16 protein-coding genes and 3 pseudogenes are annotated in these 20,769 nt (G+C 58.5%); 6 read left to right on the top strand and 13 right to left on the bottom strand.

Features of this window, described 5'->3' with window-relative positions:
- Window positions 1–37: 37 nt before the first annotated feature.
- The 11 genes and pseudogenes from AC3I0A_RS13905 to AC3I0A_RS13955 all read right to left on the bottom strand — a co-directional run bounded on the left by AC3I0A_RS13905 (window position 38) and on the right by AC3I0A_RS13955 (window position 13,696).
- On the bottom strand, window positions 38–694 hold the full coding sequence (locus AC3I0A_RS13905) for a hypothetical protein (RefSeq protein WP_489372419.1): 657 nt from the start codon (window positions 692–694) through the stop codon (window positions 38–40).
- Window positions 691–4,008 carry an eCIS core domain-containing protein gene (locus AC3I0A_RS13910; protein WP_489372420.1) on the bottom strand — a complete coding sequence of 1,106 codons (3,318 nt, stop codon included), beginning with the start codon at window positions 4,006–4,008 and terminating at the stop codon, window positions 691–693. Before AC3I0A_RS13910 ends, AC3I0A_RS13905 begins: the two co-directional genes overlap by 4 nt.
- The gene (locus AC3I0A_RS13915) at window positions 4,005–4,283 is read right to left on the bottom strand and encodes a hypothetical protein (protein WP_057399647.1); all 279 of its coding nucleotides are present in this window, start codon (window positions 4,281–4,283) and stop codon (window positions 4,005–4,007) included. Before AC3I0A_RS13915 ends, AC3I0A_RS13910 begins: the two co-directional genes overlap by 4 nt.
- Complete coding sequence (locus tag AC3I0A_RS13920) at window positions 4,280–6,193, bottom strand: ATP-binding protein (RefSeq protein WP_489372422.1); 1,914 nt, start codon at window positions 6,191–6,193, stop codon at window positions 4,280–4,282. The genes AC3I0A_RS13915 and AC3I0A_RS13920 overlap by 4 nt, the downstream gene beginning before the upstream one ends.
- Complete coding sequence (locus tag AC3I0A_RS13925) at window positions 6,190–7,500, bottom strand: Pvc16 family protein (RefSeq protein WP_489372424.1); 1,311 nt, start codon at window positions 7,498–7,500, stop codon at window positions 6,190–6,192. Before AC3I0A_RS13925 ends, AC3I0A_RS13920 begins: the two co-directional genes overlap by 4 nt.
- Window positions 7,497–8,264: a hypothetical protein gene (locus AC3I0A_RS13930; RefSeq protein ID WP_489372425.1), complete on the bottom strand. Its 768-nt coding sequence runs from the start codon at window positions 8,262–8,264 to the stop codon at window positions 7,497–7,499. Before AC3I0A_RS13930 ends, AC3I0A_RS13925 begins: the two co-directional genes overlap by 4 nt.
- On the bottom strand, window positions 8,261–9,010 hold the full coding sequence (locus AC3I0A_RS13935) for a T4 family baseplate hub assembly chaperone (RefSeq protein WP_489372426.1): 750 nt from the start codon (window positions 9,008–9,010) through the stop codon (window positions 8,261–8,263). Before AC3I0A_RS13935 ends, AC3I0A_RS13930 begins: the two co-directional genes overlap by 4 nt.
- A 45-nt stretch (window positions 9,011–9,055) precedes the next feature.
- A complete protein-coding gene (locus tag AC3I0A_RS13940; RefSeq protein WP_057399652.1) occupies window positions 9,056–9,580 on the bottom strand; it encodes a phage tail protein in 525 nt (174 codons plus the stop codon).
- 59 nt (window positions 9,581–9,639) lie between these two features.
- Window positions 9,640–11,922 carry a phage tail sheath family protein gene (locus AC3I0A_RS13945; protein WP_489372428.1) on the bottom strand — a complete coding sequence of 761 codons (2,283 nt, stop codon included), beginning with the start codon at window positions 11,920–11,922 and terminating at the stop codon, window positions 9,640–9,642.
- A gap of 490 nt (window positions 11,923–12,412) precedes the next feature.
- Window positions 12,413–13,125 (bottom strand): annotated as a pseudogene (locus AC3I0A_RS13950) (creatininase family protein).
- Between the two features lie 67 nt (window positions 13,126–13,192).
- Window positions 13,193–13,696: an MFS transporter gene (locus tag AC3I0A_RS13955; protein ID WP_489372429.1), complete on the bottom strand. Its 504-nt coding sequence runs from the start codon at window positions 13,694–13,696 to the stop codon at window positions 13,193–13,195.
- 45 nt (window positions 13,697–13,741) lie between these two features.
- Here AC3I0A_RS13955 and istA point away from each other — a divergent pair.
- Window positions 13,742–14,689, top strand: a pseudogene (istA, locus tag AC3I0A_RS13960) (IS21 family transposase); the annotation flags it as partial.
- A gap of 33 nt (window positions 14,690–14,722) precedes the next feature.
- Here the strand turns inward: istA and AC3I0A_RS13965 are convergent.
- Window positions 14,723–14,939, bottom strand: a pseudogene (locus AC3I0A_RS13965) (ParA family protein); the annotation flags it as partial.
- 93 nt (window positions 14,940–15,032) lie between these two features.
- Between AC3I0A_RS13965 and AC3I0A_RS13970 the strand changes: the two are divergent.
- The gene (locus AC3I0A_RS13970; protein WP_489372430.1) at window positions 15,033–15,500 is read left to right on the top strand and encodes a hypothetical protein; all 468 of its coding nucleotides are present in this window, start codon (window positions 15,033–15,035) and stop codon (window positions 15,498–15,500) included.
- 906 nt (window positions 15,501–16,406) lie between these two features.
- Here the strand turns inward: AC3I0A_RS13970 and AC3I0A_RS13975 are convergent.
- Window positions 16,407–16,823: a DUF6006 family protein gene (locus tag AC3I0A_RS13975; RefSeq protein WP_489372431.1), complete on the bottom strand. Its 417-nt coding sequence runs from the start codon at window positions 16,821–16,823 to the stop codon at window positions 16,407–16,409.
- A gap of 714 nt (window positions 16,824–17,537) precedes the next feature.
- Between AC3I0A_RS13975 and AC3I0A_RS13980 the strand changes: the two genes are divergently transcribed.
- The 4 genes from AC3I0A_RS13980 to AC3I0A_RS13995 all read left to right on the top strand — a co-directional run bounded on the left by AC3I0A_RS13980 (window position 17,538) and on the right by AC3I0A_RS13995 (window position 20,292).
- Window positions 17,538–18,221, top strand: a complete 684-nt coding sequence (locus tag AC3I0A_RS13980) for an AbiV family abortive infection protein (RefSeq protein WP_489372432.1) — start codon at window positions 17,538–17,540, stop codon at window positions 18,219–18,221.
- A gap of 150 nt (window positions 18,222–18,371) precedes the next feature.
- The gene (locus AC3I0A_RS13985; RefSeq protein WP_489372433.1) at window positions 18,372–18,584 is read left to right on the top strand and encodes a DUF4238 domain-containing protein; all 213 of its coding nucleotides are present in this window, start codon (window positions 18,372–18,374) and stop codon (window positions 18,582–18,584) included.
- A gap of 32 nt (window positions 18,585–18,616) precedes the next feature.
- Window positions 18,617–19,393, top strand: coding sequence for a DUF4238 domain-containing protein (locus AC3I0A_RS13990; protein WP_489378502.1), 777 nt, complete (start codon window positions 18,617–18,619; stop codon window positions 19,391–19,393).
- Between the two features lie 125 nt (window positions 19,394–19,518).
- Window positions 19,519–20,292, top strand: a complete 774-nt coding sequence (locus tag AC3I0A_RS13995) for an SIR2 family protein (RefSeq protein ID WP_489372434.1) — start codon at window positions 19,519–19,521, stop codon at window positions 20,290–20,292.
- The last annotated feature ends 477 nt before the right edge of the window (window positions 20,293–20,769 follow it).

Below are 20,769 nucleotides of genomic sequence, written 5' to 3' on the forward strand. Positions count from 1 at the left end.
GTGATTGTCCTTTTTAGTGCTTCAGCTATCCGTTGATTTAAAAAAGCGCGCTCAAACCCAGGCTGGCCAGGGTCGTGCTGCTGGCCGTGCGCGCCAGGCGTTCGCGGCTCTGGTGGTAAACCATGTAGAGGTGCCCGCCTTTGTCGCCGAAGCCCAGGTCATTGATGTTGAGCACGCGCATGCCGAGGCTAATGCGCGCGCGAATCGGGTTGAGGTTGACGTCAAACGCCTCCTCGACGATCGAAAAATCGGTGATACGCACCGGCACCACGCGTTCCTTGCTCCACACGAACAAGGGCAGCGGCGCCTGCACCGGGACGATTTCCAGGGTGCCGGCGTTGGCCATCTGGTTGTTGCGGATCAAGGCGTTGCTGTCCGGGTAGACGATGGTTTCGAGTGCCGCGAGCTGCGGGTGGATACCGACCTCGATCGCGCCGGGGTGCTGGTCGGAGAACTCCAGCTGGTCGGTGGCGTCGATCTCGGCGTCGAGTTTGATCGTTTCCACCGGCGGCCCCTTCAGCCGTAGCGGCTCGCTGATCGCCGCGCTGCCTCCGGTGCTCTGCGGTTGCAGGCTGCGGGTCAACAGGTCAGGGTTGTACTGCAAGGCGATCACCCGCAGTACGGCACCGCTGGCCGGGTCGATCAGGATCAGCCCGCCCTTGAGCACTTTCGGCGAATTGGAAAAGCCGGTCATACCTCGCGCTCCTCACTCTTGGCATTGCCAAACAGGTTGGACAGCATCTTCGACGGATCAAGATTGATCTGCGCAGGTTCCGGTTTGATATCGGAGAGCTTGGGCATGCGAAAGCCGTCGATGCTGTCGTAGTGCAGCGGAAGGCGTACGCCGAGGCTCAGGCCGGTGTCGAAGGTGCCACCGAGCAGTTTCCAGGTCTTTTCAGTACGCACCTTGAACCGCCAGACCCCGGCTTCGGCGTAGACCCGGGCATTCAGCGCCGCGGCCAGCACCACGCTGCCGCCGATATAGGCGCTGGCATCGACGCTGAATTTGTCCTTGCTGTAGGCAATCTCGCCGGCCAATTCGGCCTTGCCTTCAAGACCGGCCTTGGCCTCGACGTTGAGGCCACCACCGACCTCGGCGATGTACAGATCGATGACCACGTCGGCGCCGACTTTGCCGCTGATACCCCCGCCCGCCGGGATGCTGGCCTTGGCCTTGAGGTTGAAACTGAAATCCGGGTCGGCTTCGAAGGGACTGAACTTGACCGTAGCCTTGATCCCGGTGAGCACCCCGGGGCCGACATAGTAGTAATACCCAAGGCTGCCCCAAAGCTTGACCTTGAGCCCGATCGGGCCGATGGAGGCACCAGGAATCGGGATGCTTCCCGAGGCCGAGAAAATCGGCTGGTCTTCCTGTTTCTCCGGGAAGCGCTTGAACAGGGTGATGTCGGGAAAGCTCAGCTCGCCGTCGAAGGTGATCTTTTGCTGTTCGTCCACCGTGATGCCGGCCGTTGCCACCATGTCCTTCTTGATTTCGTAGGAGAGCTTGCCCTTGCCGATGATCTTTTCATTGGGCAGCAACTCGACGACGATATTGCCCTTGGCGCGGCCCTTGTCGATTTTGATATCGCCCTTGCCGTAGACCTTCTCCTTGCCGCCCTTGTTCTCGTAGGTGGCATCCACGATGCCGTCGAGACCCGAGAAGGCGAATCCGGCCTGGCCCTTGGCGATGAACAGCTCGCCGTCGTACCAGAGGCTGGCCTGGATCGGCTTGAGGTAGGGACTCTTGACCTTGATCTTGCCGCGCCCCTGGAACACCCACTTGCTGCGGGTGTAATTGAGTTCCAGCGATGCCTCGTTGCCGCCCGGCAGTTCCAGGTTGACCTTGCCGCTGGCGTCGATCTTGCCGGCCTTGAGGAATACATCGACAGCGCCGCTCTTTACATAGGGAATCTTGCCGGCCATCTGCCCCGACTCGATATGCGCCCCGCCACTCCACTCGCCGGCCTGATACTTGATCTCGCCCTTGGCTTCATCGACGCCGGGCAAATAGACAAAGAGAATCCCGGTCAACACCAGGCCGTTCTCGTCGGCACTGACCTCGACTTTGCTCGCGGCGATTTTCTTCGCCGCGCCGAACTCGAACGCCACGGTCCCGACCGGCTTCAGTTTTGGCGCCAGGTCGATGGCCAGGGAGGCCTCGGTGATTTTCACCCCGGCGAACGGGGGCTTCAACTTGTCTTTGTCCAGCGGTGCCTTGAGCCGGAAATACTCCGGTGAGAAGGCCACTTCGAGCCGCTGCAGCAAGGGCACTTTGGTGGGCGTGATGTAGCCTTCGCCAGCGACCCCACCGGGCACCAGATCCAGTTTGGTGAAGCGCCCGGGGCTCAAGTACTCGTAGGTGAACGCGATACCGGCGTTCTTCTTCGCGGCCTCGGAGAGGGTCAGGCCGCCATCCTCGGCGACATCCAGCACCACCCCGGTGCCCTTGGCAGGCAGGGTGATCGGCAGGCGTGTCCGGTCGCGGTTGTCGATCATCGCGTTGATGGTGTCCTTGCCCTTGCCGACCCGGCGCAGGGTCATCAACAACAGCCCGGGAAGAATTTCGGCACCTGCGACGTTTTCCGGGATGCCGGACTCGAAGATCGGCGGCGTCTTGCTCTTTTCGCTGACCCGCAGCACCCGCGTACTGCCGCCGGCAACAACCGGGTAGTCGATCAGGGTTTCAGTGGACTTGTCGGCACGACCGTCCTTGCCGGGTTTGCCGAGCTTCCTGGCAGTTTCGCAGCAGGGCCCGCACTTGCCGGTACCCTTCATTTTTGAATCGGCGAACACCAAGCGGATTTGCGCCGGCGGCTCCTCGCCACCCTCCTCGATCTTTTGGGCAATGGCTTGTGCCAGGCCGAAGACCTGCTGCTTGATCAGGCTACCGCTCATGCCGTTATCCAGGCGATCGAGCACCTGGATGTTTTCCTGGGTGTTGTCGCCTCCCACCTGCAATTCGATGACGTGATCCATCTCGCAGGTGCCACCGCCAACCTTGGGAAACTCGGCGTCGCCACCGGCCTTTTGCCAGGCGGCGTTCAGCGCATCGCCCATCTTCCACCCGCGCAGGTTGGTCCAGCGCGAACGCAGCTCGTCGGAACTGACGCGCATTTGCCAGAGACCTGCTTCCTGGGCCTTGGCCCCCTGCAACGTGATGATTGCGCGCAGGGCCTTGGCCTTGGCTTTGCTTTGCCATTCCTTGAGCACCGGGCCCTTGACCTCATGCAGCTCCAGGAAATCGACGTCGAAAGAGGCCAGTTCCTTGTCCTTGCCCTTCACTTTGGCAGTGGTTTTTTTCTCTGGTGTGACCTTGTGCCCGGTGGTCATTTCGAGGTCTTTGTAACGGCTCTCCACCTCATAGTCCTGTGATTTGCCCTTGCCGTCCTTGCGCGACAGGCGCGCTCCGCCCTGGCTGAGCACGCCGCTGGCCAGGGGCTGGCCGCGCATCACGCTGTCGGCCGCCAGATCAGCCTCGCGCTCCAGCCGCTGATACTGCGGCCCCTGATCGGCCAGGTTGCTGATGCCGGAGCGCTGCAAGCCTTGTTGTTGCACGGTATGGGCGAGTTCGTGAGCCAACAGGTGTCGACCGCTCTCGCTTTGGGGTTGGTATTGACCGTCACCGAACACAATGTCCTGGCCGACAGTGAAGGCATGCGCATCCACATCCCGGGCACTGGCCCCGGCGGCGCTGTCGTCGTGTATGCGTACGGCAGCGAAGTCGCTGTCGAAGCGGCTCTCCATGAAATCGCGAGTGTCTGCATCCAACGGTCGACCGGGACGCGCCAGAGTCTCGTTGACCGAGGCCGGGACACCCTGCCCGCCTTGGGCACCGTTGCCCTTGCGTTGCAGGTTCTGTTGGCGGCCGGCGGCGCAGCTTTCGCACTCGCCGCTGTTACCGGCACCCGCGCCACAGGCGCACTTGCGCTGTAATAGCAGACCACGCACGGCAGTCTTCGGCGGCGTGGCGTCGCGTTTGGCACTGGGAGCAAGGGCGTGTTCGGTCATTGTCCCGGCCCCTGCAGTTGTTCAGCGATCAGTCGTGCCAAGCGCCGTCCGGTACGCTCCGGGCGCTCACCCGCAGGTGTGGCAAACCGGGGGATTTGCACTTGTTCGAGCGCAAAACCCTGCCCTGGCAGCGGTGCCGCGATCAGCAAACGTCCCAACTCACGCTCCAGGGCACCGGCCAGTCGCTGGCCATTGCGCAATGAATAACCGGGCAACGCCAGGGTACCTATCGTCAGGCTGATGGTCGGGGCGACGGGTGTCAGGGGGCGGGTCATGTCCAGTCCCCCACTTCCGCCGCCGGCAGCGGTTTTTCCAGTTTGGCGAACTCTGCTTCGGCGGCTGCACGCAGATGCTGCATGCCGATGGCCATGTCCTTGTCTGCCGCCAGGAAGGCCGCGTTCAAGGCCAGGTTGCGGATATGCCCGCCAGACAGCGAAAGCCGCGCCAATTTGCCAATGTCCAGCGCGTTGCACGGCGCATCGGGTGGAAACGCCCGCTGCCATATGGCGCTGCGGGCCTCCATATCGGGAAAGGGAAATTGCACGATGAAACGGATGCGACGCTGGAATGCCGGGTCGATGGCCTGCTTCAAGTTGGTGGTGAGAATCGCCAGTCCACGGTAAGTCTCGATCCGTTGCAGCAGGTAGCTGACCTCCAGGTTCGCGTATCGGTCATGACTGTCGCGCACTTCACTGCGTTTGCCGAACAAGGCGTCCGCCTCGTCGAACAGCAGGATCGCGCCGCTGCTTTCGGCCGCGGCGAATACCCGTGACAGGTTCTTCTCGGTCTCGCCGATGTACTTGCTGACCAGTGCCGCCAGATCGATGCGGTAAAGGTCCAGTTGCAGTTCATGAGCCAGCACTTCGGCGGCCAGGGTTTTGCCGGTGCCGCTGCCGCCAGCGAACAAGGCGCTGATACCCAGGCCACGGTCGCTGCGCTCGGCAAAGCCCCAATCGCGGTAAACCCGTGTGCGCTGACGAACCTGGGCTGCCAACGTATGCAGACTTGTCAGGGCCGCGTCCGGCAACACCAGATCGTCCCAGTCGGCGCGGGCGTCCACTCGTTCAGCCAGGTGCTCCAGGCCACGTCGAGCTTCTTCGCGACATGCCTGCCAAAGGTGTTCGACACCGCCTTTGGGCCTGGCCTTGAAGGCCTCGGCGAGATGCAGGATGGTGCTGTTGTTGAGTTGAAACTGTTCCGCCAGTAGACCGAGTCGGCCGTTGACGCCTGAGACTGATTCACCCAAGTGTTGTTGCCAGAGCTGGAGTCGTGCCGACGCGTCGCTGCCCTGGACGCTGACCCGGCATTGACGGCGACGCAGGGCCGGCGCGCTGTCACCACTGAGCAGTATCAGGCCCTGCAAGTGATCGAAAAAGTCGCCCAGACGTTGTGCCTGCTCCGCGTTCAGATCTTGCGGTTGCGACCAGAGCAGCACGCCGTGCAACAGCGCTTCACGCTCCCACAGGTGCGCCAATTGCTCGCGTTCAACATGCCCGACAGGCAGGTCATGCCCGGCCATCCGGTACAGCTTGAGCCCCAGTTCTGTCGCCAGGGCTTGGGCATAGCCTTCGCCGTCGCCTTCCACCAGTCGTGCAATCGATGCCAAGGCAAGGCTGGGCGCTGCCTGCCACTGGGCGGCGATCTCAAGGATGCTGGCCCTTGCCTGTTGCCTGTCGACAGCGACCGACTCGGCGTCCGCCAGGTTTTCCTGACGAAACCAGGGTTCCAGACGCGGATCGGGAAAGCTCAGGCCGGCGATCCGGTGCAGGATGATTTCATCCACCACCAGCCGCGCTTGCAGCGCCCCGCCGCTGCCGAAGGGTTCAAGCAATTGCCAGCGCCGCAGACGGCCGATCGGGGTGATCGCACTCCACTCAGGTTCAGGCAGCAGGCGCAGGGCCAGCTCGAAACTCAGCCAGGGTTGGTTCACGTCACCTTGGGCTTGCGCCATCAAGTCGCGAAAGCGTGGGTCAAGGTCAACGGCGGCGGCCAGCAGCAACAGATCCTGTTCGAAACGGCTCAACCCCAACCGCTCGGACAGCAGCGCCAGCGCCGGCGGGGTCTCCAGATAAGCGCCCAAGGGCGCCGGCTCGCCAGCCAGCCGCGCCGTCAGGTAGGCGGCAAAAGCATCCAGCGCCTGCGTCAGCACACGGCGGTTGTCGGCGAAATCGCGGCGCTGGCTCATGGCAGCACCTGCGGCGCGCTGAATTGGCCATCAGCGGCCATGACCAGCGCACTGGTTCCGGCATCCACCTGCACCCTTGCCAAATAGGCCCCTTGGGCGACGCCTTGATATTCGATGGTGACCGTTGCGCTCTGCTCGGCCGGCGGGAGAATGCCATTGCCGTCAGTTGCGCTGAAACTGTAGGACCGTGCCGGCCGGTCGCTTGGCGGTGCTTTTTCGTTGAGCAGCAGACGCACCCGCTGCCCCGGCCCAACGGGCGGAACACAGGTCACCTTGATGCTGCCGAAGCGGTAGGTCACACCGTCGACCACCTTGCTGGTCGCGCCGGGCTGAACGACAAAGCCCGCTTGAGGGTTGAGAATGAACACGCCAAGGTTCGATTGCACCGCGCCATGCGCGACTGGCGGTGTCCCGAGCAATTGCCCATGGACCACCTGCAACGTGCAGACCCCCGCCCGCAAGGATGGCGGCAGCGCCGGGAACAGAAAGCCGAACTCGAGGGTCTCGTTTTCGATTTTGCTCAGTCCGGCGCTGAGGTCCAGTCCATTGACCAACAGTTGTAGGGCCTGAGCCTTGAATTGGGCGCCGCTGACCCGCACGTTGCCGTCCGACAGAATCGGCATTGCCGCACCGGCCACCGACTCGACCCGGTCCACCCGTGGCGTACGCAACGGCACCACATAGAGGTTACGTGCCAGTACCGGCAACGGCGTGCGCTGGCTTCTGGCCGTCGATTGCAGCAGCACACTGATGAGATACGCCGCGCTGGGCCGTGCGGGTACCTGGATTGAGGACCAGATGCGCGAGAGTTCGTCAGTGCTGAGGTTGAGGGGTGTGATCCGCAGTTGTTCCAGCTGATCGGCCAGTCCGGCGAGTTCCAGCGCCTTGGGCACATTGGGTTTGTTCGGCATCGGTTTGAGCGCCGCGCGGATGGCGTCGCGGCCCAGTCCCGGGGTGTCGTGAAGGATTTGCATCGCAGCGCCAAGCAGGATCTCGGCGTGGAAATCAGCGGAGCCATAGGCGGTGATGAGTATGTGCAAGTCCAGCGCGAGGGGCGGATTGCCGATGCGCTCGCCCGCACTGTCGCGGCTCGGCAGTCCGAGATTGGCCCAGCCGGGATTGCGCGTCTGGTTGTAGAGAAAGAGGTTCAATTGGTCGCCGCCGGCGGGATCAATGCGATCCGGGCCGATACAGGTGACGCTCGGCGCACCGCCCAGCACATCGCTGACTTTCAAGTCCGCCAGACCGCTTTCGAGCATTTGCTGGAGTGTCGCGAGCGCGGCGGCCAGCCCCAGTGGCGAACTCATGACCGCGGCCCTGCACCCGAATTACGCTCGCTCAGGTAGTCATCCAGAGACTTGGCCGGCAGGCGCCGGGGCGGCTGTTCGACACGCGATGCGGGTGCTGCTTCGTGTGGGAGGATTTCGATGCGTCCGATATTGATCTCGATCCGTGGCGCGGCGGCTTGCCCATCGGCCTGCGCCGGGTGCGGTTCCTGCCGTGCATGAAGTGGCGGCGATACCGTGGCGCTGCCGGGCGCTTGCTCGTGCAGCCGTTCGACACGGTGCTCGATCAGCTCCCGACTGAGCTCGTGGTGCTCGATGCGCCGTTCACTGTGGAAGCGTTCGATCAACCGGGTTTGCGGGCCTGGGGGCGAATGCTGTGGCGCGGTATCGTCAACCGGCGATAACAGCAGCGGATCCCGGGGCAGCCCAGACTCCTTGGGCGATTCAAACACGGCCGAAACCAAAGTTTGCGGCGGTCCGGGCATGGCTGGCGGGAGGGTCCCCGCCGGCGACGTTGGTTGCAGCAGTGAGGCCACCCGCTGCAACATCGGCGTCACAGGCAGCAGCGTTGGCGTCGGTGTTGATGACTCGGGCCTCGATTGCACCTCCACGGGTATCGCGGCAGGTGCCTTCGGCAGTTCACGAGTGGATGCCAACTGCGCCTGCGGCGCCTGCTCGAATTCGCGCTGCACGATTGCATCGTTTTCAAAGCGCGAGCCGATTCGCGGGCGAATCGCCGGCGGCTGCAAGGCGCGCCGGGCCAGGGCGAGCAGCAAGTCGCTCATGACTGCACGCGTTCCAGGTAACGGGCGCGACGCTGCGGGCTCAAGGCAAGAATCTGCGCCTCGCTCCAGCCGTAGGCCGTGGCCAACAGATGCACATGATCGAGTGTTCGTTGTGCCCAATGATCGAGGCTTTCCAACAGGTAACTGCCGATATCGAAGGCCTCGCTCCAGCGTTCCTCGCACGCTGGGCAGCACATGTCCAACTCAATCAGCGCTTGTGGATCGGCCTGGCTCATGGCCTCGCTCAAGGCCTGCAGCAGCTCCTGCGGCAAGGCCTCGGGCGATACCGGCTGGGCGCCCTGCCCGGCCTCCAGCACGCAACGCCGGGCCAACAGCTGACGCGCCTGCTCCATGTCGGGCACCTGCGCAATCTCCAGCGATTGGGCCAGAACCGCGAGGTCGAGGCTGTCCGGCAGGCGAAAACGCAGGCGGTAATCTTGCCACTCAAGTTGAAGATCCTGCGTCTCGGCGGGCGGATCATCCAAACGCAGGTCGGCCGTGTTCAGGTTCAGCTCCAAGCGTTCGGCGCAGTGTCCGCAGCAGGCCATGGCGGTCAATTGCGGACCGAGAAGTGCGCCATACAGATCCAGCAGATGCGCATCGCGCCGCCCCACCGGCAACCGCTTGGCGCCCTCCAGTCCGTCGGTCAGCAAAGGCGCCAATAGCGCGCAGGATTGCAGTGCGGGAGGCAGCGTCTGGCTATGGTCCCAGATCGCCAGCCAGTCAGCGGAATCAAGCTTGGACACAGTCGGGATCTCCATCATGGAAACACCAGCAGGCACGACGCCTCGTCAGTTCGGCTCGTTAAAGCTTGGCTCGCTCGGTTCGGCCACCTCGTAATCGCGCTCCCAGCCTTCGTTTTCCAGCTTCAGGCGGGCGATGGCCACGGCGTTGGCATTGGCGTCCAGGTCCGGCAGCGACTGGAACTCGCTGACCCAGCAGCGGAACACCTTGTACGCCAGGGCCAATTGGCCGGCTTCGTTGTACAGCTCGATGATGATGTCCTTGCGAAAATCCTTGAGCGAGACCTCCGCGCCCAGACCGGAGGCGAAGTTCCAGACCTTGTTCGCCCAGCGCTCGAAATCGGCATCGTGGGTCACCCCGCGCTCCAGGGTGATCGCCTCGAATTCCGTACGCCCCGGTGATTTGCGGCTGCTGCTGGGATCACCGCCTTCGCGGTGCTTGACCACTTCAGTGGTGCGTTTTAGCGCCGATACCTTGCTAATACCCGCGACATAGCGACCGTCCCACTTGACGCGGAATTTGAAGTTTTTATACGGATCGAAACGTTGGGCGTTGACCGTGAACTGAGCCATGGCATATCTCCCTGATGCAGCGGTTCAGCAGCCACCCGTTCGAGTGGCTGCAGCCTTGATTACACCTGAATCTGCCCAGCCAGCTGCTGGATCCTGATCACCACGAACTCCGCCGGTTTCAACGGAGCGAAAGCCACCAGTATATTCACCACCCCGCGATTGATGTCGTCCTGGGTGGTGGTTTCACGATCGCACTTGACCAGATAGGCCTCGCGCGGCGTTTTTCCCTGGAAAGCGCCCTGGCGGAACAGGCTGTTCATGAAGGCACCAAGGTTGAGCCGGATCTGCGCCCAGAGCGGTTCATCATTGGGCTCAAACACCACCCACTGAGTGCCGCGATACAGGCTTTCTTCGAGAAACAGCGCCAGCCGACGCACCGGCACGTACTTGTATTCCGAGGTCATCTGGTCGGCCCCGCGCAAAGTCCTGGCCCCCCAAGACACCGCACCGTAGACCGGAAAACTGCGCAGGCAGTTGACCCCCAGCGGGTTGAGACTGCCGTTCTCGCGGTCGTTCAATTGATAGTTCAGCGCCTGCACCCCGATCAAGCTGGCTTCAGTGCCGGCCGGCGCTTTCCACACACCACGGTCGCCATCGGTGCGGGCGTAAAGCCCGGCCACGGTGCCGCAAGGTGCGCTGAGACGCAGCTTGCCGTTCTTCAAGGGGTCGGCGATGTAGATCCAGGGGTAGTAGACCGCGGCGTGATCGGACTTTGGCAATGCCGTGCCAGATACTGCGACCACCATCTGCTGCGGATCGACAGCCGTTGGCGGCGAGTCGATCACGAAGAATGCCCGGCGTTCCTCACAGTAGGCCGCTGCATCCATCAGCACGCCAGTGTCGGTGATACCCGGTAGGCAGAGGATGTTGAACAGGTCCACCTCTTCCAGCGCATACAGCCCTTTGCGCGTGTCACGGTCGGCAATGAAGGAGGAATAGATATCCGCGGCGGAATAGGCTGTTTCACTGCCGCCTTGCAGGGTGACATTCACCGGCTGGGTGGTGAGCGAGCCTGCCAGCAAGTGCAGCTGGCTGGCGATGCTGTTTAGCGGCGAAGCCGAGACCGCGATGCTCGATGCCGCACCTTGGGTGCCGGTGGCCAGGACCAGGGTGCTGCCGACCGCCGAGCAGGTAAAGTTCCGGTAGGCCGGATCGCCTGGTTTGCGCGCACGCACCGCCGCCTCAATCCGCGCGGCGACGTCTTTCAGTTTGGCTGCAAGGTCGCCGCCAACCGCCCCCGCGTCACCGATATCGATCACGTCGAGATTGCCATCGAGGCTGATGCGAAGGCCGGTGTGGGTTGCATCCGGCAGTGCATCCAGATCGTTGGCACCAAAGGTATCGCTGGTGAGGGTCGCCGGATCAGGCACCGGCACCGGTCGAATCGCTCCGACCGAGTCGACCTCTACCCCGCCGGCCTCACTGCCCAGTTTGAGCGCGGCGCTGGCATTGCTCTTCTGCCCGGGCAGCACCCGCACACTGGAGAATTCACCGCCGACACCGGACGTCATCAGAATTGTCTGCGTAGCGGCCGGCCGCGCACAGGTGAAGTTCTGGTAGGCCAATTGGCTGTTTGCCTGCGCCCGAACCTTGGTCTGGATTGCGCCACACAGCGCATCCAGACGCTGGGTCGGGGTGCCGCCCGCGATATCCGCCGGCAGCGCGATCAGCACCTTGACCGGCGGCAGATTGTTCACGCTGACCCGAAATTCGTTGTGATTGGCGTCCAGCAGGGTCGCCACATCGGCCAGGCTGGCACTGCGCGATGTACCGGCGGCCAACCCATCCAGCGCAGGCTGACCGACCATCCGACTGAGTTTTACCAGCTGTGAAACCGCATTCACCTGGTCCAGGGCGTAGCGGGCATCCATCGAGTTCATCGACAGGTTTTCATAGCGTTCGGCGCGCCCATCCGAGGCGCGGATGAACGTGATGTTGAATGAGCTACCGGGGTTGATGGTGAGGTGATCCACCCGGACTTCGATACCGTTACCAGCAGAGCCTTCGTCCAGCGCCTCGGCCTTCAGCACATCGATCGGCGTCGCGTTCTGCAGGGTTTTGCTCGCGGTACTGGCGTCCTTGACGATACGCACCACGTAAGCTTCGGTGCCGCCGTTCTGGAAGAACTGGCGGACTGCATAGCCCATCTCGGAATCCACCGCCAAACCGCCGAAGCGTCGCTCGTAATCGGCGAAACTGAACAGGTGCTGGGCTTTGTTTATCGGCCCGCGTGGAGCCGAACCGGCAAAAGCAGCTACCGAGGTCGCGACACCGGTAATGGTCCGCACGCCGCTCGGCAGTTCTTCGATATAGACGCCTGGATAGCTGAGTTGGGCTGGCATGGCGGATCCTTTCCGGACAGGATGCAGGTGGTTGATGGTCAAATCCCTTCAGAGGCAGCTACAACCTCGCCTCACAACCAACACAACTACATCCGAACCCACCCACTGCTCGGAAACCGTTGATGACCTGGACGAAGTGCAAGTTCCTGAGGGGAACTGACGGTCCACGATCCGAAAGGTATGGATAGCTATAGATCGTATTTTTTATTAAGCAAATTCAAGCATCTCGATCTTTAATTAATGGCCCATTGATATCTTTAGTTAAGTAAATGCCTGAACTTAAACAACTACCGCAAAAATGGCTATATCCAATAGTCATAAAGCACCGAAGCAAAACAATAAATAACTTTAAAAGATCAATGACTGTTTCGTTGTAGCGGTAATAGCCAGATATTATTAAAACCAAAGAAGGCGCATCCACTTTCATCGCTGTGGATGAGCTGGGTACGGCCAGCCCTGGGCCCCAGGAGGCTGGCCAAAATGACGTGTCTCAGGCGTTGCTGCCCGGTTTCGATTCCCGGCTGAATGCTTCCACCTCTTGAACCAAGCCCTGAGCTGCCATCATCACCAGTGCTCGACCTTTTTCCGGTGTTGCCTGAGCGGGGTCCGAGCCCATGCGGCCGTCCGGATGGCGTGCGCGGAAGTCCTGTGCTTCGCGAATTGGCCCCCACGCGGCGATCTGGGGCGAATACTCAGCCGACTTGATCGAGTCCGGGTATGCCCATTGGGTAACAGCAATCTCGGAAGGCGTGGCATGAACGCCGTGCCCTGTAGGGAACTGCTCCCGTGCCAGTTCACCCACGCCTTCAAGGTCCCACCAGTTGCATAACTTCAGCGCAAACCCCGATGGGCGTCGAGCGAAGCTCGCCTCGGCGTAGAGTTCCGAGAACGCCGCTTCAATCGATGCAACATTGCCGCCGTGACCATTGAGGAACAGGATTTTCTCAAACCCGTGCGCTGCCAAAGACCGTACCCAATCGCCAATGGCTGCAATGAAGGTTGATGGACGCAGCGAAATGGTTCCCGGAAAGCCTAGATGGTGCTGGGCCATGCCAATGTTGAAGGTCGGGGCAATCAGGATGTCCGCTGTTTTCTGGGCTTCACGGGCACGTGTTGTTCATTCGAACCGATCGGGATCACGATGGTACGACTGCGTTGTAGAAAGTCGCCGATTTCGGCCCAGGTCGACAGGTGTAGAAGCATTTAAGTTCTCTCCACTAGAGGGTTCCTTGCGGAACATGACGATTAAGTTGAAGTTGCCAGTAGCTGATCACACAGCGCTGTATTCAGGTGCAGCGTGGTCACTCGATAAGGATCTGCTCCGAGTGATGACCAGTGCCGCACAAAGGGATGCGCAGCCCACGGCAACGATGCCCAGGTTCATACTGCCGGTTGCCGTTTTTGCCCAACCAATAACCGCAGGTCCCCAAAAGCCACCGCACAGGCCGATGGTGTTAATGAAAGCGATACCTCCCGCCGCTGCATCGCCCTTGATGTGTTCGGACGGCATGGCCCAAAACACTGTGTAAGCCATGAAAATCGTTGTTGTCGCCACCGTCAGCAGCGCCAGCGATACCATCAAGTGCCCTTCTGCAAAGGGAAACATAAAGAGCAGCAACGCCCCGATGCTCGCCGGTACTGCACAGTGGTAGCGTCTTTCGCCGACACGGTCGGATCGGCGTCCTATCAGGTACATGCCGATTGCAGCCCCTACATAAGGAATAGCGGCATACCAACCTGTTGCCGCTGACCGAAAACTGACCCAGGTGTTCAACTGCTTCTGCTCAATTTTTGAGCAGGAGAACACAGGGTGATCAGCATGGAAATGATGGGCAAAATTCGGCGCATGTATTTTCGCGACAAGTTGTCGCTGCATCAGATAGCCAAGCGTACTGGGCTGTCGAGAAACACCATCCGAAAATGGGTCAGAGCACCCGAAGCAACTCAACCGGCGTACCTGCGGTGCGCAGCCTTCAACAAACTCAGTCCATTTCACGAGACGCTGGAACAGGCGCTCAAGGTCGATTCCTTCCGGGCAAAGCACAACCGCAGGAGCGCCAAAGCACTCTTTGAGATGATCAAGGCCGAGGGTTACGACGGCGGCTACAGCCAGCTCACCGCCTTCATACGCTCGTGGCACGGTGAACAAGGCAAATCCTTACGTGCGTTTGTACCGCTGACGTTCGCGCTGGGTGAGGCTTTCCAATTTGACTGGAGCGAAGAAGGTCTTCTGATTGGTGGCCTATTCCGACGCATCCAGGTCTCCCACATGAAGCTGTGTGCCAGTCGCGCATTTTGGTTGGTTGCGTATCCCAGCCAAGGCCACGAGATGTTGTTCGATGCCCATACCCGCTCGTTTGGCGCGCTAGGTGGGGTGCCGCGTCGCGGCATCTACGACAACATGAAGACCGCTGTCGATAAGGTCAACAAGGGCAAGGGCCGGACGGTCAATGCCCGGTTTGCCGTGATGTGCGCACACTACCTGTTCGATCCGGACTTCTGCAACGTGGCCTCGGGGTGGGAGAAAGGCATCGTTGAAAAGAACGTCCAAGATAGCCGACGGCGCATCTGGCTCGATGCTCAAAACTGCATGTTCCACACCTTCGAGGAACTGAGTGCCTGGCTCGGCCAACGCTGCCGTGCTCTCTGGGGCGAACTGCTGCACCCGCAGTACAACGGGCTGACGGTGGCAGAAGTCCTGGAGATGGAACGAGTGGAGATGATGCCGACCGCCTTTGACGGCTATGTCGAACGCACCGTGCGGGTGCCAGACGCTGAGATTTCAACAGTGGTCCTGCGATCAACTGGCTCTTTCCAAAGCGGAAAACAAACTGACGAATTCCGATGAAAGCTTATGGTGTGGCGCCAGGTGGATCATGGGCACCGACGTTTTCATGGGACTCACGCATTTTGACCGTGCTACTCAAATAATCCGGCAACACGGGCAAGCCTTCGGCCACCAACTCGTCGATCAGCATTTGGTGCAAGCTGGTACGCGCCACAAATTGGTTGAGCATCCGCTAGTCTCATTGTGCTGACCTCCTGTTGCTCCTGGCTGTGACCATAATATGTAGCTACTCTTTAACGAGCGTTCCAGGAGGCTCTGAATAATGTCGCTAGAGACAATGGCCTTTGTACTAGGGGGAATTTTGATTGCCGCCGGGGTTTTCGGCGGTGGTATTGAGGTCAAGGAACTCAAGATTCCACAGATTGGTGGCGTACCAAGACTGGTGGCCGCCATGGTGGGTATTGCATTCGTGGTTTTGGCTTTGGCAATAAATCAAAAGTGGCTTGAGCGGGAGTCAGAGGCTACCTCTAAGACATTTGCAACGCCTATGTACGAGGGCTTGCGCCTAGACTTCTGTGTTGAGTGGGCCAAACGTTGCGGAGAGGAAGCTGCAACGGCATGGTGCAAGACGCAAGGTTACCTACGCGCAACTCAGTACCCCGAAGAGAACGTTGGTGAGCGAGGAGTCTCTACTAAACTCATCGGCACTAGGGATATCTGCAAGGAGAGAATTTGCACCTCATTCATCGAGATTACGTGCACTAAAAACACCACCCCCTCCAATGGCTAGGGGAAGGTTAACCCACCGACTCAGCAGGCCGTCGAGGGTCGGAGCGCTAGTCACGCTGTTGTCCTATCGGGCCGTTGGATGGCACACAGTCAGTTGCTGATCTGCGCAGATAGTTGCGTCCGTAAAGCGCAGCAACCAGGGTAAACCCTGGTTGCTTGCGGATTAAGTCTCCTGTCCTCGGGCTGAAAGTGGATTGAACAAGCTCTTGCTCAACTCATAGCTTGTTCGGATTGTCCCTAAGGCAGATTTAAAGTCCAGGTGGCAGAGCCTTCAGCTCTGTCAGTGCTCATTGCCACATCTCTAGTCCAGCTAGCAATGTAAGTCCAGTCGGGGTCTTCAATCCACGTCAAAGTGTCGAAGCTGGTTGCTCGTAGGCGAATGAATCGAACATACAAGTCAACGTTGTCCTTGATCCACATATCGCTACCGTGTATTTGTAATTTGAGCTTTAAGTGGCCGTTTAGTCCATCGGAGAACTCAATGCCATATCCGGGATATGGCATTGGACTCTGGCCAATCCCTGGGGGGAGTGCTGGGGTCTTGTCATTTCTCCGCAGCACCTTCGTTGGCCCCACGTAGTCGTAGTTGCGGATCGCGCCACGCTCTAGATCGTCCTCTCTTGGATAGTCCAGGTTTAGCAACAGCACCTCTGAACCATTTCTCAACACGGAAGTCCGTACCAGGCTATCTGTCCCCGCATTTGGTGCGTCCTTCGTTTCTATGATCAGTCTAATTGAGCCTACCCACATGTCGGTGATCCTCCGTCACTGATAGTCGAAACTCCTGTAGTCCTCTTGATCACTGCAGGGACTGACAGTGTTCAAATTATCGTGTAATAGGCCTCTGCAAGCGTTTTAGCGTCGTCTGCATGAGCTATGGTCGATCAAAGTGATGGACATCTTCGATCTACTTCCAGCAACTTAATGGATATTGCTGACCGTTCCAAGTTGTCCATCCCGTAGTTTTATTACCCGTAGGTTTGGGTAAATACCATCGATTACCATCAGCGTGGTTGAAGTACAGTCCTCCTTTATTGCCAAAGCGTGGATTGGTCAGTGCCACCCACTTTGAACCATTATCGGAAAAACTTCCCTTCCAGCGGGCGCCGGAAGTACTGGTGGCTGTGCCATCACCGTTGTCGGTCGTTTGGCTATCCTCGACCACGGTCCACTTCATTTGCGCCGACCGCCCGTCGATATTGCAGGACCAAGAACCACCCCACCAGCCCGTTATCATGCCTGCGTATGCCGGGCTGGCAACGACGAGACAAAAAAATGTCAGCTTGCAGGAAGCGGTAAATAGCGAACTATACTTTGCGATCATAAGCGAATACTCCTTGCGCAAAGATATGGACTCAATAACTGCAAAAAGTGAGCTTGGACGTTTGTTTGATTCGGCCTCCGATGCTGGGGCATTAGTTCTTTGGCCACGTGCCGGATGTCGTCCTACTACGATAGACAGTACAACGGCAGTCGTCAGAACAATTGGAAGCCAATACGGCGCCAGTAATCGCAATCAATCAGACAGTAGTTTCATGGGCCAGGGAATCGCTGCAAAAATGATTCGCGTTCTGCTCCTGCAACTCGACAACGTTCTCATCGCAATCGATTCGACCGAAATCCATCGGTATTGGGACTGGACCGACCCAGCGTCGTTCACCTTTACCGCAGACTTCTTAGGTACAAATTGCACAGGCTCCACCCTCGGTGTTGTCGCAGCTTTAGATTGTAAGCGGTATCTCGTGCGTGGCTGTTTCTGGCCGAATTCTGCCGTTGCTGACCGGCAGCTATGGGTCGATAGCTGCCCTTCCCCACTGACAGCTATCGGCCCAGGCTGTGCGAAAACGTTTTAGAGCAAGTTTAACAGTCGTAATCGGAACGAAAATCGCGTTCCTACGTAAAATTTAGGTCTGCTGACTAACCAAGCGCCGACAGATTTTACGTAGCAACGCAGACGTCAAATCGGCGCATGCGTTTTCACACAGCCTGGACCAAAAGCAGTCATTCATCCTTTCTACAGAAGTAGGGACGATTCACTATGCAGAAGAAGCTCGACGGCTATAAAGGACCACTCTGTCACTCTCAGATCGCCAAGGGGATCAATGCCGCATCGGGAAATGCCGTGCGGCTTGCTGAGGATGCCAAGTTGCTTCTTGATGCAGGCAGATTTCCCTCAGCAGCGTCATTGGCTGCCCTGTCTATCGAAGAGTCTGGAAAAACCTCAATTATTCGGGGTATGGCGGTCGCCGGTGATGAATCGGAGTTGAAGGTGGAGTGGAGGCGGTATCGCTCTCACACAAGCAAGAACTTACAGTGGATCCTTCCACAGCTAGCGGCAGAAGGTGCCCGCTCTCTTGACGATATGCGCCCGATCTTCGATGAAAAGTCAGATCATCCGCACCTACTGGATCAATTGAAGCAGCTGGGCTTTTATACGGACTGCTTGGGTCATAATGCACACTGGTCGATTCCAGAGGAAGTTATAGACCAAGCGCTGGCTCGGATGCTGGTCAACGCTGCCGAGATCTTAAGCTCCAATTCACCAGTCACTGAGCGTGAGATCGAATTGTGGGCTGAGCATCTTGGACCGGTTTGGAGGAAGGATGATCAACAGATGAAGCAAGCTCTAGTGAGTTGGTATCGTTCTATCCAAGGAGAAGGTCTGAAGGCAGCTGGGCCAAATAAAATGGAGAAATTCATTTCCGATGGGATAGCTGATTGACGTGTTTAGCTAGGCAACAGCCGGGCAGCTTTTTAAGTCAGTCAACCTTGATCAAGCTTCTTGAACAGTGCCTACACTACTTGGATGCGTTTGAGCATGGCAGTCTTGTGCAACTGGCTTCAAACAGGCCGCTAAAGTAGGTATACGACGATGCAACAACTGCGCAAAGACAACCATTACGTGCCAAAGCTCTACCTTAAGCAGTGGGCGCAAGACGGCAAAATCCCGACCTATCGACTACTGGTGCCGAGCGACAACTATCCACTTTGGAAAGATCACTCACTTAAAGGCATAGCTTTTCACCAACATCTCTACACCTATTTCTCGGGACAAGGGAAACGGACGAGTTTGAGCGTTGGCTAGATAGGGAGTTTGAAGGACCGGCGGAAGAAGCTATTAGCCGGGTCGTTCGTGAACAGCGGCTGTCTCCTGAGCACTGGAGACATTTGGCTCGCTTCGCCGTAGCTCAAGATGTTCGTACCCCCGCGCGGCTCAAGGAGTTCCTAGCCCGACAGCGGGAAACATTGCAAGATATGATGAACGAGACAATTGAGAACTCGGTTAACAAGCTGCATGAGACTGCGAAACGCGGATCAGCACTTCCGAAAACAGAGGCAGATAGTGCCAATGCCTTCCCTCTTAATGTCTCCATCGAGAGCAAGCCAGATGGCAGCCGAATGCTAGAAGCCAAAACGATGGTCGGGAGACGGTTATGGCTGTGGAACGTGCGGCATCTCTTGACGCGCACCATAAATCGACTGCCAACTTATCGCTGGTCAATTCTTCACGCCCCGGCGGGCATCTCCTGGCCCACGACTGACAATCCTGTTGTTCGTCTCAACTTCACAAGCCCCAAAAGCTATGACTTTGACGGCGGCTGGGGAGTCGAGAATGGAGACATACTTCTACCTTTGAGCCCGAAACACTTGCTCTACACTTGCATTGGTCAGAGGCCATGGCAGCGTGGCACTACGATTGATGAAGGTACGGCACGACTGGTGCGAAAGATCATCATCGAGCATGCTGATCGCTATGTCTTTGCTCAAGATACAAGTGATATCCACCTTATTCGACCCCGCATTGTTTGTTCGGAAACCTTTAAGCGTGAACAGACAGCTTGGCAGGACTGGCACCGGGATCAATGCGTAGCTGAAGCTGAGCTATTACGCTAGTGAGTCGTTCCTGATTTTCTAGAGACTGTCTAAGTATTATCTGAGGACCTTCAGGGATTTCTTTTTGGGTGTGAGCGCCAGCGAGCCGGCTTTGTAACCCTAACCTTTCAAACTGGATGAATAAAATGAGCGTGATTTCTGGTGATCCAACCACCCAGTTGGCGTTTTCGATGCATGAGAACAAAGGCGTGTATGCCGTACTGATCGGATCTGGCCTGTCTAGGTCAGCAGGTATTCCTACCGGGTGGGAAATCACCATGGAACTCATTAAGCGCGCCGGCATAACGGCAGGGGTTCCTTATCAGGAAGACTGGCATGCCTGGTACGTTGAGCGTACTGGGAACCAACCAAATTACTCGACGTTGCTCGAAGAGCTTGCGACTACGCAAACAGAGCGCAGAGCTATCATTCAAGGTTTTCTTGAGCCAACCGAGCAGGAGTTGGAAGACGGCATGAAGATGCCTACCCCTGCTCACAGAGCCATCGCAGAGATGGTGAAGTCTGGTTTCATCAGAGTAATTATCACCACGAATTTTGATCGTCTCATGGAGAACGCATTACGCGACCTCGGAATTGAGCCAACAGTCGTGAGTTCCGTTGATACGCTTGCTGGCGCAGAACCGATCACTCACACCCAATGTTACATCCTAAAAATTCATGGGGACTACAAAGATGCTCGGATCCTCAATACGGATATAGAGCTGGGAGATTATCCCTCCGAATTCAATGTCGTCCTTGATAGGATTCTCGATGAATTTGGGCTGATCGTTTCTGGGTGGTCTGGCGATTGGGATCATGCGCTGCGATCAGCTTTCACAAGAGCTCCCAATCGACGCTATCCTACTTTTTGGGTGACAAAATGCGTAGCTAGTCTTCCGGACTTTTCAGCTTGGCCCTAGCCGTGCCTGACTTGCGGTTTCCTACTCCGGAAAACAGATTCCCCAGCCTTCGCGCTTCGATAATTATCAGCCGCGACCACCCTGCCCCGCAGCCTTTTCTACGTTGGCTGAATGAGTTGTAGCTCACTACGCACGCGATCAAGAAAGATCTCTACGTCATTTGTTTCCTCCCTTCGCATATGGACTCCGAGAACGCGGCACAACTCATCAAGCTTCTCCAGAGTTGGACTGGTGCCCCTCTCTCCAACAAACTGACATCGCGCAGAAAAAACCTGGCACTGCAAACGGTTTTTATCCGATCAAGGCATCGCCGTCGACCGCGGGCCTCAAGCTCTTCCTGCCACGATCCGGATCAAAGTGCCCCACTCTGTCGCTGTATCGGCAAGAGAAAATCTTCGGCCGTGCCGTGCTGCCAATCGCCCGCTCGACCCTGGCGCAATGGGTCGGCGCCTGCAGTGGTTGAGAGTCCAGAAACTG

This window comes from Pseudomonas sp. KH_024_B2, from assembly GCF_057839965.1.

Coding starts and splice junctions, on each gene's coding strand:
- AC3I0A_RS13905 (WP_489372419.1), bottom strand. CDS start 694: ATGACCGGCTTTTCCAATTCGCCGAAAGTGCTCAAGGGCGGGCTGATC.
- AC3I0A_RS13910 (WP_489372420.1), bottom strand. CDS start 4,008: ATGACCGAACACGCCCTTGCTCCCAGTGCCAAACGCGACGCCACGCCG.
- AC3I0A_RS13915 (WP_057399647.1), bottom strand. CDS start 4,283: ATGACCCGCCCCCTGACACCCGTCGCCCCGACCATCAGCCTGACGATA.
- AC3I0A_RS13920 (WP_489372422.1), bottom strand. CDS start 6,193: ATGAGCCAGCGCCGCGATTTCGCCGACAACCGCCGTGTGCTGACGCAG.
- AC3I0A_RS13925 (WP_489372424.1), bottom strand. CDS start 7,500: ATGAGTTCGCCACTGGGGCTGGCCGCCGCGCTCGCGACACTCCAGCAA.
- AC3I0A_RS13930 (WP_489372425.1), bottom strand. CDS start 8,264: ATGAGCGACTTGCTGCTCGCCCTGGCCCGGCGCGCCTTGCAGCCGCCG.
- AC3I0A_RS13940 (WP_057399652.1), bottom strand. CDS start 9,580: ATGGCTCAGTTCACGGTCAACGCCCAACGTTTCGATCCGTATAAAAAC.
- AC3I0A_RS13945 (WP_489372428.1), bottom strand. CDS start 11,922: ATGCCAGCCCAACTCAGCTATCCAGGCGTCTATATCGAAGAACTGCCG.
- AC3I0A_RS13970 (WP_489372430.1), top strand. CDS start 15,033: ATGTCGCTAGAGACAATGGCCTTTGTACTAGGGGGAATTTTGATTGCC.
- AC3I0A_RS13975 (WP_489372431.1), bottom strand. CDS start 16,823: ATGATCGCAAAGTATAGTTCGCTATTTACCGCTTCCTGCAAGCTGACA.
- AC3I0A_RS13980 (WP_489372432.1), top strand. CDS start 17,538: ATGCAGAAGAAGCTCGACGGCTATAAAGGACCACTCTGTCACTCTCAG.
- AC3I0A_RS13985 (WP_489372433.1), top strand. CDS start 18,372: ATGCAACAACTGCGCAAAGACAACCATTACGTGCCAAAGCTCTACCTT.
- AC3I0A_RS13995 (WP_489372434.1), top strand. CDS start 19,519: ATGAGCGTGATTTCTGGTGATCCAACCACCCAGTTGGCGTTTTCGATG.